This is a genomic window from Burkholderia sp. Ac-20365, from assembly GCF_017104715.1.
GTDB lineage: Bacteria > Pseudomonadota > Gammaproteobacteria > Burkholderiales > Burkholderiaceae > Paraburkholderia.
Genome location: NZ_JAAGPI010000003.1, coordinates 164227 through 182213, shown reverse-complemented (window position 1 = coordinate 182213; position 17987 = coordinate 164227). Strand labels below are relative to the sequence as shown.

The 17987-nt window shown below is 60.7% G+C and carries 19 protein-coding genes and 1 pseudogene; 15 read left to right on the top strand and 5 right to left on the bottom strand.

All coding sequences use genetic code 11. The features are described 5' to 3' along the window. Positions 1–51: 51 nt before the first annotated feature. Both G3O01_RS07290 and G3O01_RS07285 read left to right on the top strand, forming a co-directional pair. On the top strand, positions 52–912 hold the full coding sequence (locus G3O01_RS07290) for a DUF692 domain-containing protein (protein ID WP_205803865.1): 861 nt from the start codon (positions 52–54) through the stop codon (positions 910–912). Beyond that, on the top strand, positions 896–1660 hold the full coding sequence (locus G3O01_RS07285) for a DNA-binding domain-containing protein (protein ID WP_205803864.1): 765 nt from the start codon (positions 896–898) through the stop codon (positions 1658–1660). The genes G3O01_RS07290 and G3O01_RS07285 overlap by 17 nt, the downstream gene beginning before the upstream one ends. A gap of 23 nt (positions 1661–1683) precedes the next feature. On the opposite strand, the gene G3O01_RS07280 is transcribed toward G3O01_RS07285, so the two are convergent. Both G3O01_RS07280 and G3O01_RS07275 read right to left on the bottom strand, forming a co-directional pair. Further along, positions 1684–2760: an ATP-binding protein gene (locus G3O01_RS07280; protein ID WP_241023748.1), complete on the bottom strand. Its 1077-nt coding sequence runs from the start codon at positions 2758–2760 to the stop codon at positions 1684–1686. After that, on the bottom strand, positions 2744–3451 hold the full coding sequence (locus G3O01_RS07275; RefSeq protein ID WP_205803863.1) for a response regulator transcription factor: 708 nt from the start codon (positions 3449–3451) through the stop codon (positions 2744–2746). Before G3O01_RS07275 ends, G3O01_RS07280 begins: the two co-directional genes overlap by 17 nt. A 228-nt stretch (positions 3452–3679) precedes the next feature. Here G3O01_RS07275 and G3O01_RS07270 point away from each other — a divergent pair, with 228 nt between their 5' ends. The 7 genes and pseudogenes from G3O01_RS07270 to G3O01_RS07240 all read left to right on the top strand — a co-directional run bounded on the left by G3O01_RS07270 (position 3680) and on the right by G3O01_RS07240 (position 8079). Then, positions 3680–4003, top strand: a complete 324-nt coding sequence (locus G3O01_RS07270) for a DUF2282 domain-containing protein (protein ID WP_205803862.1) — start codon at positions 3680–3682, stop codon at positions 4001–4003. Between the two features lie 88 nt (positions 4004–4091). Beyond that, positions 4092–4601 (top strand): DoxX family protein, encoded by a 510-nt coding sequence (locus G3O01_RS07265; protein WP_205803861.1) that lies wholly within the window; start codon positions 4092–4094, stop codon positions 4599–4601. Between the two features lie 68 nt (positions 4602–4669). Continuing rightward, a pseudogene (locus tag G3O01_RS07260) lies at positions 4670–4780 on the top strand (SDR family NAD(P)-dependent oxidoreductase); the annotation flags it as partial. Positions 4781–4890: 110 nt separating this feature from the next. Then, positions 4891–5034: a hypothetical protein gene (locus tag G3O01_RS45725; protein WP_205803860.1), complete on the top strand. Its 144-nt coding sequence runs from the start codon at positions 4891–4893 to the stop codon at positions 5032–5034. A 36-nt stretch (positions 5035–5070) separates the two neighbouring features. After that, positions 5071–6099, top strand: coding sequence for a YeeE/YedE thiosulfate transporter family protein (locus G3O01_RS07250; RefSeq protein ID WP_205803859.1), 1029 nt, complete (start codon positions 5071–5073; stop codon positions 6097–6099). 39 nt (positions 6100–6138) lie between these two features. Continuing rightward, positions 6139–6564, top strand: coding sequence for a DUF2282 domain-containing protein (locus G3O01_RS07245; RefSeq protein ID WP_241023747.1), 426 nt, complete (start codon positions 6139–6141; stop codon positions 6562–6564). A 99-nt stretch (positions 6565–6663) separates the two neighbouring features. After that, a complete protein-coding gene (locus tag G3O01_RS07240; protein WP_205803858.1) occupies positions 6664–8079 on the top strand; it encodes an NAD(P)/FAD-dependent oxidoreductase in 1416 nt (471 codons plus the stop codon). Positions 8080–8317: 238 nt separating this feature from the next. Here the strand turns inward: G3O01_RS07240 and G3O01_RS07235 are convergent, their stop codons facing one another. After that, the gene (locus G3O01_RS07235; RefSeq protein WP_205803857.1) at positions 8318–9223 is read right to left on the bottom strand and encodes a LysR family transcriptional regulator; all 906 of its coding nucleotides are present in this window, start codon (positions 9221–9223) and stop codon (positions 8318–8320) included. Here G3O01_RS07235 and G3O01_RS07230 point away from each other — a divergent pair. From G3O01_RS07230 to G3O01_RS07205, 6 genes are all read left to right on the top strand, one after another. Continuing rightward, positions 9222–10214, top strand: a complete 993-nt coding sequence (locus G3O01_RS07230; RefSeq protein ID WP_241023746.1) for an alpha/beta hydrolase — start codon at positions 9222–9224, stop codon at positions 10212–10214. The genes G3O01_RS07235 and G3O01_RS07230 overlap by 2 nt on opposite strands. 84 nt (positions 10215–10298) lie before the next feature. Beyond that, positions 10299–10805: a DUF417 family protein gene (locus tag G3O01_RS07225; protein ID WP_205803856.1), complete on the top strand. Its 507-nt coding sequence runs from the start codon at positions 10299–10301 to the stop codon at positions 10803–10805. A gap of 88 nt (positions 10806–10893) precedes the next feature. Continuing rightward, positions 10894–11433, top strand: coding sequence for a carboxymuconolactone decarboxylase family protein (locus G3O01_RS07220; protein ID WP_205803855.1), 540 nt, complete (start codon positions 10894–10896; stop codon positions 11431–11433). Positions 11434–11895: 462 nt separating this feature from the next. Beyond that, positions 11896–13005 carry a sugar ABC transporter substrate-binding protein gene (locus G3O01_RS07215; RefSeq protein WP_205803854.1) on the top strand — a complete coding sequence of 370 codons (1110 nt, stop codon included), beginning with the start codon at positions 11896–11898 and terminating at the stop codon, positions 13003–13005. Beyond that, positions 13005–14015 (top strand): ABC transporter permease, encoded by a 1011-nt coding sequence (locus G3O01_RS07210; protein ID WP_205803853.1) that lies wholly within the window; start codon positions 13005–13007, stop codon positions 14013–14015. The genes G3O01_RS07215 and G3O01_RS07210 overlap by 1 nt, the downstream gene beginning before the upstream one ends. After that, the gene (locus tag G3O01_RS07205; protein ID WP_205803852.1) at positions 14015–14839 is read left to right on the top strand and encodes an ATP-binding cassette domain-containing protein; all 825 of its coding nucleotides are present in this window, start codon (positions 14015–14017) and stop codon (positions 14837–14839) included. Before G3O01_RS07210 ends, G3O01_RS07205 begins: the two co-directional genes overlap by 1 nt. Before the next feature lie 55 nt (positions 14840–14894). Here the strand turns inward: G3O01_RS07205 and G3O01_RS07200 are convergent, their stop codons facing one another. Next, a complete protein-coding gene (locus tag G3O01_RS07200) occupies positions 14895–16094 on the bottom strand; it encodes a fumarylacetoacetate hydrolase family protein (RefSeq protein WP_205803851.1) in 1200 nt (399 codons plus the stop codon). 24 nt (positions 16095–16118) lie between these two features. Further along, positions 16119–17903 (bottom strand): IlvD/Edd family dehydratase, encoded by a 1785-nt coding sequence (locus G3O01_RS07195; RefSeq protein WP_205803850.1) that lies wholly within the window; start codon positions 17901–17903, stop codon positions 16119–16121. Between the last annotated feature and the right edge of the window lie 84 nt (positions 17904–17987).

The following is a 17987-nucleotide window of genomic DNA, read 5'->3' as shown; positions in this document are numbered from 1 at the left end:
TCGTTATCGACGACAGTACAGTTCATTCGCACCGCCAACGAGGATTGCCCGATGCGCTCCTCCGCCTCACCGTTCGCCGTAGCGCACCCCGTGCCCAACTTGACCGGGATCGGCCTGCGCCCCCCACACTATCAGCAGATCCTGCGTGAACGGCCGCGCGTCGGATGGTTTGAAGTGCATAGCGAAAACTACTTTGGCGCGGGCGGCCAGCCGCTCCACTACCTTGAGCGAATCCGTGACGCGTATCCGCTGAGTCTGCATGGCGTCGGACTCAGCCTTGGATCGACGGGCCCGCTCGACCGGGAGCATCTCCAGCATCTGTGCGATCTGGTTTCCCGGGTCGAGCCCGGACTCGTGTCCGAGCACCTGAGCTGGGGGCGCGTCGGATCGAGACATCTCAATGATCTATTGCCTTTGCCATACACGAAGGAGGCGCTGGACGTCGTGTGCGATCACATCGACGAAGTGCAGGAGTGCCTTCACAGGGAGATTCTCATCGAGAACATATCCAGCTATATCCAGTTCCGTCATTCGACGATGCCCGAAGGCGAATTCATCGCACAGGTGGTGCGGCGGACGGGTTGTGGAATATTGCTGGACGTCAACAACCTGTATGTGAATGAAGCAAATAACGACGTCGATCCCGAAACGTATCTGGATGCGTTGCCCGTTGAAGCAATCCGCGAGATTCATCTTGCCGGACACGACCGCGTCGGCGCCCTGCTGATCGACACGCATGGCGCGCGCGTGGCACCCGCCGTGTGGGAGCTGTATGCGCGGGCGCTCGAACGCTTCGGCCCGGTCCCGACCCTGATCGAATGGGACACCGACATCCCGCCGCTCGAAGTCCTGCTCGAAGAATCCAGTCACGCGGCGATGGTGATGGGGGCTCGCCATGCACTCGCTTCATGAATTTCAGGTCGCGTTTGCGGCCGCGCTTCTCGAGCAGGATGCGTCCGCGATCCACGAGTCAATATGCGGCGACGCCACGCAGGAGCGGCTGGCGGTCTATATCGGCAACACGTATCACAACCTGCGTGAGGCATTGCGCGCCGTCTATCCCGTCGTTGACAGGCTCGTCGGCGAGCAGTTCTTCGACTATGCGGCGAACCGGTACATACGCGACCATCCGTCGCAAAGCGGCGACATTCAACGTTTCGGCGAGAGTTTTCCAGCCTTTCTCGGGAGCTTTCCTCCCGCCATCTCCCTGCGCTACCTGGCCGATACCGCGACACTCGAATGGCTCGTGCACGAAGTCTTTCATGCCGCAGATCACGCGCCGCTTCCACTATCGGAACTGTCGAGTCTCGCCGGCGCAGAATGCTCCACACTGAGCCTGAAGCTCCACCCTGCTTGCCGCCTGTTCGCCTCTGCGTTTCCGGTACTGAGGATCTGGGAGGTCAACCAGCCGGAATCTCCAGGCAACGAACGCGTCGATGCAAAGGCTGGTGGCGATCAGCTTCTTGTCCACCGTGTCGGCTTCGCCGTCGATATCCAGGCGTTACCTGGCAGCGAGTTCGCGATGCTGACGGCACTGCACGAAGGGCAAACCGTGGACGACGCCTATGACCTTGCGTTGCGGCGCGATCCTGCGTTCGCGCTCGGCGAGTTCATCCAGCGCCGCATCCTCGATTCGACCATCGTTGGCTTCGAGCTTTGAACTCTGGCAGAGCAGCGCGATGTCTACGCCATCGTCAGTTCGACTGTGAAGGTCGTGCCAAGACCCGGCGTACTCTCGACGCGAATCTGCCCGCCATGCAGTTCGACGATGCGGCGCGAAATCGCGAGCCCAAGGCCCGCATTGCCCGCGTCGCTGGATTCGCTGCGATCCGCGCGATAGTAGCGATCGAAGACGTTGCCGATATCGTCGTGATGGATGCCCTGCCCCGTATCGCTCACCTGAAGCTCGATCCGGTCTCCAGCCCGGTGCACGCCAACGCTGATTTCCCCGCCGGCCGGCGTATAGCGCATCGCGTTTTCAATCAGGTTCTCGAGTACGCGTTCCATCATGCCGATATCTGCGCAAACGGGCGGGCAGTCCGCACTCACATTTGCGCTCAATCTGAGATCCCGTTTTTGCGCGCTGAGCGCAAACTTCTGGACGACATCCTGCGCAAGTTCGCTGATCGGAAATGGCTCGACCTGCGGTCTAACTTCATTTGCCTCGAGCTTCGTGAGATCGAACAGGTCCCGCACGAGCCTCGCAAGCCGCTCGCAGTGTTTCACTGCTATCTGCAGATACCGGGCGCGGTCGTCCTGGGACAATCCGTCGTCCCGGATGAGTACCATCTCCAGATAGCCCTGCATGGAGGCAAGCGGTGTTCGCAGATCGTGCGACACGTTGGCAAGCAGTTCGCGGCGTTGCCGGTCAACCTGTTCAAGCTGTGAGAGCTGCATCGCGATGCGCTCCGACATCTCCTGGAATGCGGCGATGAGGTGGCCTATCTCGTCGTCATTGCCATCCGTCCTCTCCACCCGTATCGGGTCAGCAAATCCGCTCGCGCGGAAGGCTTCAATCGCGGACGCCAGCCTGCGAAGTCTGAGCGTGAGAAAGCGGAAAACGACAAGCGCGGCGATCAGGCTGAATACAACCGTGCCGACCACCAGGTTGGCCACCAGTTCGAACAGTCGCTGTGTCTCGAACATCCGTTGCGACGCTACGATCATGATGGCGCCGATCGCGACGAACACCACCATCAGCGACAACGCGAGCCGGCCATACAAGGTGGCGAACAGATGAAAATCAGTTTTCGGTTGCATTGCGGAATTTGTAGCCGACGCCCCATACCGTCTGGATGTATTCCGGCGCGTTCGGATCGGTTTCAATCTTCGCGCGCAGCCGGTTGATATGGGAATTGACGGTGTGTTCATAGCCGCTATGACTGTAGCCCCACACCTGATCCAGCAACTGCGCGCGCGTATAGACGCGCCCCGGATTCTGCGCAAAATGAAGCAGTAACTGGAACTCCTTGGCGGTCAACAGGATTGAAGCGCCGCGCACGGTCACATCCCGCCTTTCGACGTCGATCTTCAGATCTTTGCATTCGATCAGCGTGTGCTCTCCAGCCGCCGTATTGGCGAGCATATCGACGAGCCTGAAAATCGCCTTCACGCGCGCAACGAATTCCAGCACGCTGAACGGCTTTGCGAGGTAGTCGTCAGCGCCCATCTCCAGGCCCAGCACCCGATCGAGTTCCGTCGACTTCGCGGTCAGCATCAGGATAGGCGTATAGCGCCGTTCCGACCGCAAACGCCTGCAGATCTCGAGGCCGTCGACGCCCGGCAGCATCAGATCAAGCACCACCAGGTCGTATGGCCTGGCGAGCACTTCCGCCAACCCCGCCCTGCCGTCGTTAAGGACCGTCGTCTCGCACGCGAGACCCGTGAGCTGCATGCGTACGAGTTGGGCGATGTCATTGTCGTCTTCGATCACCAGAACGTTGCGAGACATGACGGCATCCTCACTGGACTTTTGAACAAACCATGTCGCCTGCGGGAAACAGGTAATTCCATGATGTCCAGATCATTCTAGATCGCCAGCAGGGCGTGTCCAGCGCGCAAGCACGTCGTGACGAAAATTTGATTTTCGGGCGATAAAACCGTGAGCAGCGCTTTGCACACTTCATCCCGGGACGCAGGCAATCGCGCCTGACCTGACCACCACCCTGGAGGAAGCACCATGAAAAGCGAACGCATCATTCAAGGCGCCATTGCGAGTCTGCTGGCGATTGGCGTTGCGACGGCAAGCACGGCCTCATTTGCAGCCGGCGACTTCGAGAAATGCGCAGGCATTGCGAAGGCAGGAAAGAACGACTGCGGCACCAGCAAGAGTTCATGCGCCGCTACTGCGAAGATGGACCATGACACGGAAGCCTGGATCCTCGTTCCCAAGGGCACGTGCGACAAGATCGCCGGCGGTCATCTGCAGATGTCGGAGTTCGCCAAACCCGGTGGAAAAAGCGGCGTGCTCAGTCCCACCGCCAAAGCGGCAGCTGCGGGTTGATATCAACCTCGTTGCTCCGGCGCCGCATCGAGCCGCCTGCGGCGCCGCCTGACTTCCGCCTGAGTTCACTACGACCCGAGGTTCCAACATGAAGCTCTCATCGCCCCTTTCCGCGACGCACGATGCCGAACCTTCCAGCGTGCCGCGCAAGGCACTCTCACTTTATCGTTCTGCGCTGCGCGCGCTGGACTTCGCCACGCCCGTGCTCGACTTGGGCATTCGTATCGTCATCGGCCTGGTGTTCTTCCAGTCCGGGCTTACCAAGATCGCGAGCTGGTCTTCCACGCTAGCCCTCTTTCAGGGTGAGTATTCGGTGCCGCTTCTGCCTCCCGTACTCGCTGCCTATCTTGGCACGGCCGCCGAACTGGGCTTTCCGATCTTCCTCGTGCTTGGGCTCGGCTCACGCTTCGCGGCATTCGGGCTTTTCATCTTCAACATCATCGCTGTCATCTCCTATCCGGCGCTGGGCGAAGTCGGTCTGCGCGATCACCAGTACTGGGGCCTTTTTCTGCTCGTTGTGCTGCTGCACGGCCCTGGCAAGCTGTCGCTCGACTACCTGATCGGCCGCTGGCTGGGTCACACCTCATCACGCCCATAACTGCAGCGCTGTAGTCCGCGAGCCCCTGCCAGACAGGCCGTTGCGCACAGTGCAATCCGGAGAATCTCATGCTCACAGGAAAATCAGCCATCGTCACCGGTTCGACGAGCGGCATCGGACTCGCGATCGCAACCGCATTCGCCGCCCACGGAGCGGATGTAATGCTCGACGATTTCGGCCGTCAGTTTCGTCACATCGCCGATCCAGCAAGGCCGGATCGATCGCCCTGACATGATGGAGATGCTGATCCACTCCATCCGTTGCGACGAAGCGATGGCAGCGCTGGGTGTTGTCGAGCAAGCTCAACGCCGACTGGTCGCTCTTGTGCTATCTGCGCGACGAGGGGCGAGCCCGTGCCGAAGCGTGGCTACGTGACAACTTCGACGCGATCGGTGAGCGCTCCAGCATCGATCTTCGCGCCGAGTTCCTGTAACGGGCTTACTCCATCGGCTCTTTCAGGAGCACGGTCATGATCGATGTCCCACCTCGTGCCATCACGACAACACTTGCGGTGCTCTGCGCATTGGCGATGGGTGTCGCCATCCGGCGCGGGGCAACCTGCACCGTGGCCGCTGTCAACGAGCTCATCGACGAGCGCAAATGCGGGCGTCTGCTCGCGATACTGCTAGCGTCCGCGCTCGTGCTTGGCGGCCTGTTCATTGCAAGATCATTCGATGCGCTGCCATCGTTTCCTGCTGGCTCGCCGGTGACTCGCGCGACTGTCTGGGGTGGTCTGATTCTGGGACTAGGTGCCTCGGTGAACGGCGCGTGCGCGCTGGGCACAATCGCGCGTATCGGCGCAGGTCAGTGGAGCTACGTCGCAACGCCCATTGGCTATTACGCCGGCTGTCACATCGCCGCGCGTGGCCTGACGGCTGCGATCCGCGTCCCCTTGCATGACTCGCCCGTGCTGCATGCGCCCGCATCTATCGCGGTGTTACTCGTTGCAATAGCAGCGACACTTTCGGCCTGTGCTCTGCGCTCACGCCACGCGGGATCGCCATCCCGGCTGCCAGACACGGATCCGGCTGAGAACAATCGTGCATCGTGGCTACCGCACAGCGCGACTGCCGCAATCGGGATTACGTTCGTGTTGCTGTTTGTGCTCGATGGCGCCTGGACATACACCGATATGCTCGCCGATCTTGCCCAGGGAGGACACGCCGGCGCTACGGCCTCGCGCGGACTGCTGCTCGGTGCACTGCTGCTGGGTGCGATGTCAGCCGGGATCAGCCGCGCCATGCGCGGCGAACGTGCAGGCGGCACGCGCGTCACCCCGTCGCTACTGGCGCGTTGCCTGAGTGGCGGTGCGCTGATGGGGTGGGCAAGCCTGATGATTCCTGGCGGGAACGACTCGCTCGTTCTGGTAGCGATGCCTCTCTTGCGGCCATACGCATGGGTCGCATTTGCGGCGATGTGTTTCGCGATCGGCATTGTGTCGTTGTCGCGCCGGCTGCTGCACGCGCGCCGGCAACACGAAACGAGCGAGCGTGCATGAGCCACCGCATTGGCAATGTCATTGTGGTCATCAGCGCGCTTGGCGCCATTCGACCGCAATACCCATCTCGGCCCTCACTTGGGCGCGACCTTCACATTCAGTCGCGAGCGATGCTTCGGCGTAGTGCGTGCCGTCCGTAACGACTGCGGCACCGCAAGACATGGCTATGTCGACCGCGCCACGCGGGATGCAGCCGGCGACGAATGGGTGCTGCTGCCAGCCGGCACGTGCACGAAGATCGCCGGCGACGGCAGGCGGCTCGAATACACGGTCATCGGCGACGCGGTCAATCTGGCCGCAAAGCTCGAGAAACACAACAAACGCGAACGCACACGGGCCATCGCGCCACATGCCACCTATTCGCTGGCGACGTCCCAGGGCTATCTGGAGATCAGGTCGACAAGAGCTGCACGGTCAGTCGGGGATCTGGCCGCCGAGACGGACCTGACTGTCCGGGTGCCGTGACAGAAAAGTGAACTCCAGGCGACGCGCACGTGAGGAGCGGTTCGCACACTACCTACCAGACCCAGGCCACTCCGGCCGACGGGTACGTAAGGAGTTGACATGGAAGCCGAGAAAAACATCGTGGTCATCGGCGGGGGCTTTGCCGGTACGACGCTCGCCCAGGCCCTCGAAAAGCGATTGCCTGCGCCCTATCGTGTGGTGCTCATCAGCGACGAAAGCTTCACCACCTTCAATCCGATGCTGGCTGAAGTCGTGGGCGCATCGGTTTTTCCGGAGCAGGTCATTGTGCCGATCCGGCAGATGATCCAGCGCTCCCGCTTCATCATGGCAACCGTCCAGGACATCGACTACGAGCGCCGGACCGTACGTGGCACGACACTGGCCGGCACGCGCGAAATCGCCTTTGAGCATCTGATCTTCGCATTCGGAACGCGTGCAAATCTCGAACTTGTACCGGGCATGAAGGAACATGCTTTGCCGCTCAAGCTGATCGGCGACGCGATGTTCATCCGCAATCAGGTCCTGCGACGGCTTGCGCGCATCGAACTGGAATCAGACCCGGAAGTCAGGCGCAGGCTTGGACATTTCATCGTTGTAGGTGGGGGATTCTCCGGCGTCGAGGTAGCGGGCGAACTGGCCGACTATCTCCATAGCGTGCGGCCCTTTTACAGGCTCGTGCGGGATGAGGAACTTGCCGTCACGATACTGCACGACGGCGACCGGCTGCTGCCGGAGATGCCAGAATCGCTTGGCTTGATCACTGCGCAGCGGATGGCGGACAGGGGCATCAACGTCAGACTCCGCACGCGTGCCTCGCATGTCAGCGCAGAAGGCGTGGTACTGCAGAATGGCGAGTGCATGGACGGCTCGACAGTCATCTGCACGATCGGCACGAAACCCAACCCGCTGATCGAACGGCTCGCCACACGCATCGGCCTGCCCGTCGAGCGCGGCCGGATCACCACGCATGGCGATATGAGCGTGCGTGACTTCCCCGCTCTGTGGGCAGCGGGAGATTGCGCGCTGGTGCACAACGCGGCGACGGGTCAACCGTCGCCGCCGACCGCCCAGCACGCGGTCGCGCAGGCACATCAACTCGCAGACAACCTTGTGCGTCGTCTGACGGGCCGAGAGACTCGCCCGTTCGCATTCGTGGCGAAAGGGATGATGGCCACCATTGGACATATGAAAGGCGTCGCGTCAATTTACGGCATACGCCTGACCGGCCTCCCCGCCTGGCTGCTGTGGCGTGCGTTTTACCTCGCCAGAATTCCGACCCTTGGCCGCAAGCTGCGGATCTTTGTGGAATGGAGCTGGAGCATGTTTTTCCCGACGGATATCACCCATTTACGTTTCACACGCTCGAATGAGGCCGATGAGATCAATGGCCATGTGCCGCCGGTCGGCGGCATGCCGACAACGGGAAAGGCTCATCTGAAGACATCCGCTCATGCGGCCGCTGCGACACCTGGCGCGACTCAACGCGTCGACGCGGGCGTCCGTGCTGGCATCTGAATCACCCTTTTTTCTGCAACATCAGACGATCCTGGAGAGCACCATGAAGCGTGAAGACATTGCCCTGCCGTCCATGCCCGCTGCGTTTCCTTCCTGTCCGCGTGGCCCTTACAGGTTCATCGACCGGGAAATATCCCATCATCCCCTACGAGACGGATCCCGAGGCACTAGGCGACGCATTGCCGGAACCACTGGGGCCCGATGGCAGCAACACCGCGCTTTTCGAATTCATCCTTTCTCATAGACTTGCCTCCACGACCCGTTCTCGCAACAGCGGAACCACGAAGTCGACGAATGTGCGCAGTTTCAGAGGCAGTCTGCGTTGCCTGTCATAGAGGAGATGAAGCGGGCGCGGCCCAGGCTCGAATTTCTGCAGGACCACACGCAACCGCTGCTGCCGTACATATTCAGCCACCTGATAGGACATCGCCCGAACCAGCCCGGTGCCCGATAGCCCTGCGTCTATTGCTGCATCGATGGTGTTCACGCTCAAGCGCGGCAATATAGGAGTCTTGATCTCCTCGCCTTCAGACCAGAAGCTCCATTGCACCGACGCCGAAATGCTTTCAAACGAGATTACGCTGTGGAAGGCCAGATCTTCCGGCTTGGTGGGCTCGCCGCGCGTATCGAGATATTCCGGACTGCCGCAGACAACGCGTCTGATTGAGCCCAATTTCACCGCGACCAGATTGCTATCCGGCAGATCACCCGCCCGCAGCGCCACGTCAACCTGATCGTCAAGAAAATGGGTGATCCGATCGGTCAGGATCAGGCCAATCGAAACCTCCGGATACGAAGCGAGGAAACGCGTAACAACGGGAAGTACGTGCAGCCTGCCGAACATGATCGGCGCAGTCACGACCAGGTCGCCTTTCGGCTCTGCATACTCGCCCGCGGCGGTCCGCTCCGCCTCGACCACCTGCTCAAGAATCGCTTTCGCTGACGCTGCGTAAGACCGGCCAGCGGGAGTCAATTCGAGCCCTTTCGCCGAGCGTATCAACAGCGTTGCTCTCAGGTATGTCTCCAGATCGGCCATCTTGCGGCTGACCGTGGCGAGCGGAACACCAAGCTTGCGGCTCGCCTTCGAAAAACTCCCTGTCTCCACTGCCGCGAGAAACACCGCCATCGCATCGAGTTGATCCATGGCCTTCCAGAAAATGAGAGGTCGCTTTCACATTTTACTGTCTATCGCCACTTTCCGGGAATGCGCAGAATCCTTTCACGACGTCAACACGGCGGTCCACTCGAAAGCGATTCATTCCACGGAGCCAGTAATGCACACGCGCACATATCATCGCGCAATAGAAGTGAACGGTCGAAAGGTTTTCTATCGGGAAGCGGGAGACCGTCAGTCGCCGACGATTCTCCTTTTGCATGGATTGCCGACAAGCAGCCAGATGTACCGTGTCCTTATGACGGCATTGGCAGACCGGTTTCATCTGATTGCTCCCGACTATATCGGCTTCGGTAATTCGGAAGCGCCGCTGCGCAGCGAGTTCACCTATACATTCGACAATCTGGCCGAGTCTGTGTTGGGGTTGATCGATACACTCGAACTCGATTCATACATCCTCTACATGCAGGGCTTCGGCGGCCCCGTTGGCTTTCGTCTCTTCACACAGCGACCGGAATGCGTGAAGGGTTTCGTCATCCAGAATGCCAACGCATACACGGAAGGCTTGGGCGATGTGTATAAAAGGGCTCTTCTACCGTTGTGGAAGCAACGAACTGACGAAACCGAAAAGCCGGCACGCGACTTCGTCAGCCTGGAAGCAACCCGCTATCACTGGCTGGCAGGTGCGAAAGATCCTGCGGCGATCAATCCGGATAACTGGCTATTGGACCGGGCGCTGCTCGACCGCCCAGGTGTACAGGATTATCAGGTCGATCTTCTCGAAGACTATAAATCGAACATCGACCTCTACCCGACCTGGCAGCGGGCATTCCGCGATCACAAGCCGAAAACGTTGATCGTGTGGGGAAAGAACGACCCGTTCTGCATTCCACGCGGCGCAAGAGCTTATCTCGGCGATCTGCCGGACGCGAAACTCGTCTGGCTCGATGCAGGACATTTCGTTCTCGACGAAAACTCAAGCCAGGTTGCAGCAGAAATCAAGTCCTTCTTTAGCACTTGAGTCAGATCTCTGACTCGCATGCAGCCTCGGATGTGTCGCGAGTGGGAGACCATTTTCCTTATTGTCTTTATATGGAGTTTCATCATGGCATCGACCAATCAATCGACATTATCTGAGTTTGCAGTCGCCGAACGAGCCTCAGGGGCTTACGCATCTCAGGCCCTTTTGCGATGGTCTCTGGTTATCGTGTTTCTGTGGTTTGGCGGTATGAAGTTTACGAGTTACGAAGCACATGGTATTGCCCCGTTCATCGCAAACAGCCCGATCATGAGCTGGCTGCACGTGGCATTTGGCATTCAGGGTGCCAGCTATGTTATCGGCACGCTGGAGCTTTCCACCGCAGTCGCACTTGCTGCCGGTGCATTTGTTCCCGTGCTTTCTGCAGTAGGCGCTGCGATGTCGGCAATGACTTACCTGATCACGTTGACTTTCTTTTTCACGACACCTGGGGTAGCCGAGGCGACTGCCGGCGGCTTCCCGGCGATTTCCGCGCTGCCAGGTCAATTTCTGCTCAAGGACCTGGTGCTTCTCGCATCTTCGATCAGTCTTCTGATGACGTCGTTGCCGCGGCTCTTTGCCAGAACCCATTAAACGATACCTGACGCTGTGCGATGGGGTTCGTCGCACGGCACTTGAAACGCACTTTCAGTTTTCTCAACCGTAGCAAAAGGAGTATGACATGACGACCATCAATGTCCCCACACGTGAAGAAGTTTCCCCCGCTAACCAGGCGATATTCGACAAGCTCAAGGGTAGCCTCGGCATGGTGCCGAACCTGTATGCGACGCTGGCGCATTCGGAACATGCGCTCGGTAACTACCTGGCGTTCCAGAATGCGAAGAGTTCAATCGTTGGAAAGGCTCGCGAAGTCGTGAACCTCGTAGTCAGCCAGGTCAATGCGTGCGAGTATTGCCTCGCGGCGCATACCGTCATCGGTAAAATGAGTGGGCTGACGGATGAACAGATCCTCGAAGTCCGCGCGGGCACGGCAGGCTTCGACGCAAAACTGGATGCGCTGGCACGACTGACGCGCAACATCGTCTTGAACCGCGGCCACGCCGACCCCGCGCTGGTGGACGCCTTTATTGCGGCCGGCTGGGGAAAGGCGAACCTCGTGGATGTCGTCGTTCTCATCGGCGATAAAACGGTGACTAACTATCTGCATGGAACCACGCAGGTTCCGGTCGATTTTCCGGCTGCGCCAGCGCTCCCGGTTTGATCGTAACGGCGGCGACGGTGGGCCGCCCAAGGCCCACCTGATTCAAGCTACGCGCCAGACATCTCGTGTCTGGCGCGTAGCCGACATTGCAGTGTCCGCTGGTCAGCAAGCAACTCGCGCCATCGTCTCCGGTGTCTGGCGAATAACGGCGCAACAGATTGCCAACCAACCACCCATGATGCGGCGACGACAGCTTCGTCGCATGCAGTTGCACGAACCGCCATCAAGTCATAACGAAATAGTCCGACTAGTTACGGGTATACATGGATTAGATGGCGTAACCGCGTTGCACTACCATTTTTCCGGTATCGTCGGCGCACGTTAAGCCGTTGCAAACCGTTCTGGCGCGTCTGAACACCGAAGTCCAACGCTGCCGCGCACTCCCGCCGCCGCCGAGCATCCGCACGCGATCGACGCAACGTCGACCACATCGACCAACGAAGAAAGAAACCGGAGGAAGACATGGCACAGCAACGCGAGGACGACCAGGAACACGACCGCACAGGCTTGAACACCGTGCGGCGGGGGCTGATGCAGGGCGCAGGATTGGGCGCGGCGCTTTCGCTAATGGGCGCGCTGGGCGGCGCGGGTGGACTGATCGGCGCGGCGCAGGCCGCCGAGACGGCTTTCCCCGCGCACAAAAAGTGGAAGGTCGTCTTCGTCAATCACGTTACGACCAATCCGTTCTTCGTGCCCACACAATATGGGATTCAGGACGCCTGTTCGCTGCTCGGCATGGATTATCAATGGACGGGCTCCGCGACTTCGGACGCGGGCGAAATGGTCCGCGCGGTCAACTCGGCGATTGCCGCCAAAGCCGATGCGATCGCCGTGCCGATCGTCGATCCGGGGGCCTTCGACAAGCCTATTCAGGCCGCCCTCGATGCGGGCATCCCTGTTTTCGCCTATAACGCTGACGCGCCGCGCGGCAAGAAAAATCCGCGCCTTGCCTACATCGGCCAGGACCTGTATCTGTCCGGTTATCAGATGGGCGAGCGTATCGTGAGCCTGATCGACAGCGGCATGGTCGCGCTCTTCATCGCGACGCCGGGGCAACTCAACATCCAGCCACGCCTGGACGGCGCGAGCGACGCCATCAAGAAGTCCGGCAAGAAGATCGACATCCAGACGGTGGCGACGGGTGCAACGGTCAACGAGGAGCTATCGAAGATCAAGTCGTTCTATCTGGGCCATCAGGACCTGAAAGGCATGTTCGCCGTCGATGCAGGCAGCACGCAAGGTGTCGCGCAGGTGATGAAGGAATCCGGTCTGCCGTCGAAGGGCGTGCACGGCGGCGGCTTCGATTTGTTGCCGACCACGATCCAGCTCATCAAGGATGGCTTTCTCGACTTCACCATCGACCAGCAGCCGTACGTGCAAGGTTTCTATACGGTGATGGAGGCGTTCGTGTTCCTCGCGTCAGGCGGACTGGTGGGACCGGCCGATATCAACACCGGCCTGAAATTCGTCACCAAAGAGACCGTCGACCCCTACCTGAACACGTCGACGCGTTACGAAGGCAAGACCACCAAGCCGCAAATCGTTCCGATGACCGGCGCAATCCGGTCGTGATGAATACAGCGAACGAGAGCAGCAAGGTCAAGGCGGCCCGCGCGCCCCGGCGCGCGGGGAGCACATTCGCGTCGCACTGGGCGGCCGAATTGCGCATCCTGCTCGTGGCCGTGCTGCTGGCTGCCTATTTCGAGTTCGCCAACCACGATTTTCTGCTGACGAACGCGAGCCTCGTCAACCTGTCGCAGTTCATCGCGCCCGTTGCGATCATCGCGTTCGGCGAAATCATGTTGATGATCGGCGGCGACATCGATCTGTCGGCCGGTATGGTGTTCGCGTTCGCGCCGTTCATGATGGTGTTCGCGAATGACGCGGGCGCGCCGATGTGGCTCGCCTTGATCGCAGGGCTCGTCGCTGCGGCGATCATAGGCTTCGTCAATGGCGCCGTGACGGTATGGCTGCGGCTGCCCTCCTTCGTCACCACACTGGGCACGCTGTTTCTCATCAACGGCATTACGCTCACGGTTTCGCGCGGCACGCCCGCGCCCACGCCGGGATCGCCCGCATTTTCCGCGGTCATGGGCGCGTGGGGCTACAGCGAGATCATCTGGACCGTGGCGGTCGCCTTCCTGATGCACGTATTGCTGCGGCATACCCGATGGGGCCTGCATACGCAGGCGGCGGGCGCGAATCCGATTGGTGCGAGCGAGGCCGGCATACATGTGAACAGACTGCGCCTCGGCAATTTCATTCTCGCCGCGGTGCTCGCGGGTCTGACGGGCATTCTCGAAGCGTTCCGCATTACCTCGATCGATCCGCAAGCGGGCGGCAACCAGATCATGTTCCTTGCGGTGGCTGCCGCGGTGATCGGTGGCACGCCGCTCACGGGCGGCTCGGGCACGATCGTCGGCGGGCTGATTGGCGCGGCGGTGCTCGGTATTCTCAACGACGGCTTTACGCTGATTGGCATCAATGCGTTCACGTTCAACATCATCCTCGGCGCTGCGATTCTGGCGGCGATGATCTTCAACATCCACGTCGGGCGGATTCGCCGCAAGGCAGGACGCTAATGGACGAACCTCAGGCTGCCTTTCCCGGCGCGAGCGCGCCGCCAGATACGACGCGTGACACCCCGCTCGCGGTGCGCGGCGAGGGCCTCGTCAAACGTTTCGGCGCGGTGACCGCGCTCGACGGCGTGTCGCTCTCGCTCGGCAAGGGCGAAATTCTCGGCATACTCGGCGATAACGGCGCGGGTAAATCGACACTCGTCAAGATTCTGACGGGCTACCACCAGCAAACGGGCGGCACGCTGTTTATCGACGGCCAGGAGACGCTGCTGCGTTCCGTCGATCATGCGCGGTCGCTCGGTATCGAATGCGTGTATCAGGATCTCGCGCTGGCGAATTCGCTGAGCATTTATCACAACATGTTCCTGAACCGCGAGATCGTGCGACGCGGACCGTTCAAGCTGCTCGATCACAAGCAGATGCGCGAGCGCGCGGCGCAATGTCTCGACGACATCGGCGTCCATGTGCCTTCGGTGGAATTACCCGTCGAACGTCTTTCCGGTGGACAGCGTCAGGCAATCGCCGTGGCACGCGCCGTGCACTCCAATGCGAAGATCCTGCTGCTCGACGAACCGCTCGCGGCGATGGGCGCGCGCGAGGCAGGTCTCATCATCGATCTGCTGATGCGTCTGAAGGAAAAGGGCGGCCTGTCCATCATCATGATCATGCACAACTACGCGCAGACGCTCGATATCGCCGATCGCATCATGTTGATGCAGCGCGGTCGCGTGACGTACGAGCAAAAGAGCGCACTGACTTCGGTGACGGAACTGATGGATATCGTGCGGCGGGAGTATCGGGCCATGCGGGCTGCAGGCTCGCAATGAGCCTCTTGGCCAGCATTCCTGCAATCGGTCTGTTTCGCTCGCTCCCGCCGGACAGTCAGCTCGCCTGAAGCAGTCCGCGTTGCGCCAGATTCCGGTATAGAGCGCGCACGCCAAACGTCCAGGGGGTCACTTCTGTGCTCAGCTGGACGGTATTCACGAGCGCGCCCAGCTCGCGCGCCGAGATGGTAACCGTGTCGCCGAGATGATGCGTAAAACCACCGCCCGGGGTATCGCGATCCTTGATTGGCGAAAACATCGTGCCGAGAAACAGCATGAAGCCGTCGGGATACTGATGATGACGACCCCACGTCTGCGAAACGAGATCCTGCGGATCGCGGCTGATTTCGCTCATGTGGCTCACGCCGTCGAGCACGAAGTCGTCGTCGGCCCCTTCCACACGCAGGCTCACACTGGTTGTGCGCACGGTATCGAGGTTGAAGGTATCGTCAAAAAGGCGGATGAACGGCCCGATCGAGCACGACGCGTTGTTGTCCTTGCATTTGCCGAGCAACAGCGCCGAGCGGCCTTCGATATCACGCAGGTTGACGTCGTTACCCAGCGTCGCGCCAACGATCTCCCCACGGCTATTGACGGCGAGCACGATTTCCGGCTCGGGATTGTTCCAGTTCGATGCGGCCAGCAAACCGATGTCCGCTCCGAGGCCGACAGCCGACATCGGTTGCGACTTCGAGAAAACCTCCGCGTCCGGCCCGATGCCCACTTCCATATACTGCGACCACGCGCCGCGACGCTCGAGTTCAGCCTTGAGCTTCATCGCCGCTTCGGAGCCTGGCCGGATCTTCGACAGGTCGGTGCCGATCGTCGCCGCGATCGTGGCACGCACTTCCTGCGCTTTGGCAGGATCGCCACCCGCCTGCTCCTCGATGACGCGCTCAATCAGGCTGACAGCGAATGTCACGCCGCATGCCTTGATCGCCTGCACGTCATTGGGTGCGAGCAGCCGTGGCGCGTCCGCCGGGCCAGCACGCAAGGTGGCTTCGATCAACGCTTCCACCGAACCCAGCGACTCGCCCGACACGGCGCGCGCGAACGCGATGAGATCCTCACGCTCGAACAGATCGGCCGTCGTCGCCGCGCTCGCCGTGATATCCAGCACTTCGCCATTTCGCACGAGCACCACACACGGCCCTTCAATCTCACCGGCGCGCGTACTAAACTTGCGCCACACGCGGCCAACGAGCAGCGCCTGCTGGAGATCGTGCGGAAGGAAAGTTGCTGCAGGATTGGCGGTCATTGAGATGTCTCCTGATCGGGCCGGTTAGTGTGAATGGCGCGGGTTGCCGCGCTCTTCGATGACTTTCAGATAGAGCGTGGCAGGCTCGAGGCAACCGCCCGTCGAAAGTTGGCCGACTGTCTTGCGGTAGAGCTCCTGCCAGGGCGTTTGTGCCTCGGGAATCGCGAAGCTCACGCTCTCGCGCCGACGCGCCAGTTCCTGTTCATCCACCAGCACGTTGACCTTGCGGGCATTCAGGTCGACACGAATCCGGTCGCCCGTTTGCAGCAGCGCGAGACCGCCGCCGACGGCCGCTTCCGGCGACATGTTCAAAATCGACGGACTTGCGGACGTGCCGCTCTGACGTCCGTCCCCAAGCGTTGGCAGCGAGGTGATGCCCTGACGCACCAGTTCCGCCGGCGGCGCCATGTTGACGACTTCCGCGCTGCCAGGATATCCCACCGTGCCGGCTCCGCGAATCACCAGAATGCAATGCTGGTCGATGTTGAGCGCCGGATCGTTGATGCGCGCGTGGTAATCCTCCGGTCCATCGAAAACGATTGCGCGCGCCTCGAAGGTATTCTCTGCGCCCGGCTCGCTCAGATAAGTCTGCCGGAACGCGTCGCCCACCACCGACATCTTCATGATGGCGCTGTCGAAGAAATTGCCCGACAGCACAATGAATCCCGCCCCGTGCTTGAGCGGCTCAGCGGTCGTCTTGATGACCTCGCGGTCAGGCTCGGGCGTGCTGTCCGCAATCTCACCCATGGTCCGCCCCGACACCGTCAGACAGTCACGATGCACCAGTGCCGCCTTGTCGAGTTCACGCATCACGCCTGGCACGCCTCCTGCGCGGTGAAAGCTCTCGCCAAGATACTCGCCCGCTGGCATGCAGTTGACGATAAGCGGCACCTGCTCGCCTACCCGTTGCCAGTCGTCGAGGCTCAACTCGACGCCGATATGCCGCGCAATCGCGATCAGATGCGGCGGACAGTTGCTCGATGCACCCAATGCAGAAGCCACGACGATGGCGTTCTCGAACGCCGCTTTGGTCATGATGTGCGACGGCCGCACATCGTCGCGAACGAGGTCCACGATACGCTTGCCTGTCGCGTATGCCATCTGGCCGCGCTCGCGGTACGCCGCGGGGATGCTCGCACAGCCCGGCAAGGACATCCCGAGTGCTTCCGCAAGGCTGTTCATCGACAACGCCGTGCCCATCGTGTTGCAGTGTCCGATGGACGGCGACGAAGCCGTCGTCAGTTCCATGAATCCCTCGTAATCAATCTCGCCGGTCGCAAGCAGATTACGCGCATGCCAGATGACCGTGCCCGAGCCGACGCGCTTGCCCTGATGCCAGCCGTCGAGCATCGGGCCGCCTGAAAGAACAATGGCGGGCAGATCGACCGTCGCGGCCGCCATCAGGCAGGCAGGCGTGGTCTTGTCGCAGCCGGTTGTAAGCACCACGCCGTCGAGCGGAAAGCCATGCAGGATTTCGACGAGGCCGAGATACGCAAGATTGCGATCGAGCGCGGCCGTGGGACGGCGGCTCTGTTCGGCTAGCGGATGCACGGGAAACTCCATCGGAATGCCGCCCGCGTCACGGATGCCCGCCTTCGTGCGTTCGGCCAGTTCGATGTGATGTCGATTACAGGGCGCGAGATCGCTGCCCGTCTGCGCAATGCCGATGATCGGACGCCCCGACTGCAGCTCTTCGCGCGTGAGCCCATAGTTCATGAAACGCTCGACATAGAGCGCGGTCATGTCTGCGTGCGAGGGGTCGTCAAACCATTCCTGACTGCGCAGGCGGCGTGCATTGGATGAGGTCATGCTGTACTCCTGTTTCATGGCCCGTCGAAAGATCAACGGGCGCAAATCGTCTCTTGTGCAGATATCGGATGTCGGCTCGGCGTG

What these genes read in the sequence shown, in the direction of transcription:
- G3O01_RS07215 (WP_205803854.1), top strand. Translation starts at nt 11,896, where the DNA reads ATGGCACAGCAACGCGAGGACGACCAGGAACACGACCGCACAGGCTTG.
- G3O01_RS07220 (WP_205803855.1), top strand. Translation starts at nt 10,894, where the DNA reads ATGACGACCATCAATGTCCCCACACGTGAAGAAGTTTCCCCCGCTAAC.
- G3O01_RS07230 (WP_241023746.1), top strand. Translation starts at nt 9,222, where the DNA reads ATGGCCTTCCAGAAAATGAGAGGTCGCTTTCACATTTTACTGTCTATC.
- G3O01_RS07290 (WP_205803865.1), top strand. Translation starts at nt 52, where the DNA reads ATGCGCTCCTCCGCCTCACCGTTCGCCGTAGCGCACCCCGTGCCCAAC.
- G3O01_RS07280 (WP_241023748.1), bottom strand. Translation starts at nt 2,760, where the DNA reads ATGCAACCGAAAACTGATTTTCATCTGTTCGCCACCTTGTATGGCCGG.
- G3O01_RS07275 (WP_205803863.1), bottom strand. Translation starts at nt 3,451, where the DNA reads ATGTCTCGCAACGTTCTGGTGATCGAAGACGACAATGACATCGCCCAA.
- G3O01_RS07205 (WP_205803852.1), top strand. Translation starts at nt 14,015, where the DNA reads ATGGACGAACCTCAGGCTGCCTTTCCCGGCGCGAGCGCGCCGCCAGAT.
- G3O01_RS07265 (WP_205803861.1), top strand. Translation starts at nt 4,092, where the DNA reads ATGAAGCTCTCATCGCCCCTTTCCGCGACGCACGATGCCGAACCTTCC.
- G3O01_RS07195 (WP_205803850.1), bottom strand. Translation starts at nt 17,903, where the DNA reads ATGACCTCATCCAATGCACGCCGCCTGCGCAGTCAGGAATGGTTTGAC.
- G3O01_RS07285 (WP_205803864.1), top strand. Translation starts at nt 896, where the DNA reads ATGCACTCGCTTCATGAATTTCAGGTCGCGTTTGCGGCCGCGCTTCTC.
- G3O01_RS07270 (WP_205803862.1), top strand. Translation starts at nt 3,680, where the DNA reads ATGAAAAGCGAACGCATCATTCAAGGCGCCATTGCGAGTCTGCTGGCG.
- G3O01_RS07250 (WP_205803859.1), top strand. Translation starts at nt 5,071, where the DNA reads ATGATCGATGTCCCACCTCGTGCCATCACGACAACACTTGCGGTGCTC.
- G3O01_RS07200 (WP_205803851.1), bottom strand. Translation starts at nt 16,094, where the DNA reads ATGACCGCCAATCCTGCAGCAACTTTCCTTCCGCACGATCTCCAGCAG.
- G3O01_RS07235 (WP_205803857.1), bottom strand. Translation starts at nt 9,223, where the DNA reads ATGGATCAACTCGATGCGATGGCGGTGTTTCTCGCGGCAGTGGAGACA.
- G3O01_RS07225 (WP_205803856.1), top strand. Translation starts at nt 10,299, where the DNA reads ATGGCATCGACCAATCAATCGACATTATCTGAGTTTGCAGTCGCCGAA.
- G3O01_RS07210 (WP_205803853.1), top strand. Translation starts at nt 13,005, where the DNA reads ATGAATACAGCGAACGAGAGCAGCAAGGTCAAGGCGGCCCGCGCGCCC.
- G3O01_RS07240 (WP_205803858.1), top strand. Translation starts at nt 6,664, where the DNA reads ATGGAAGCCGAGAAAAACATCGTGGTCATCGGCGGGGGCTTTGCCGGT.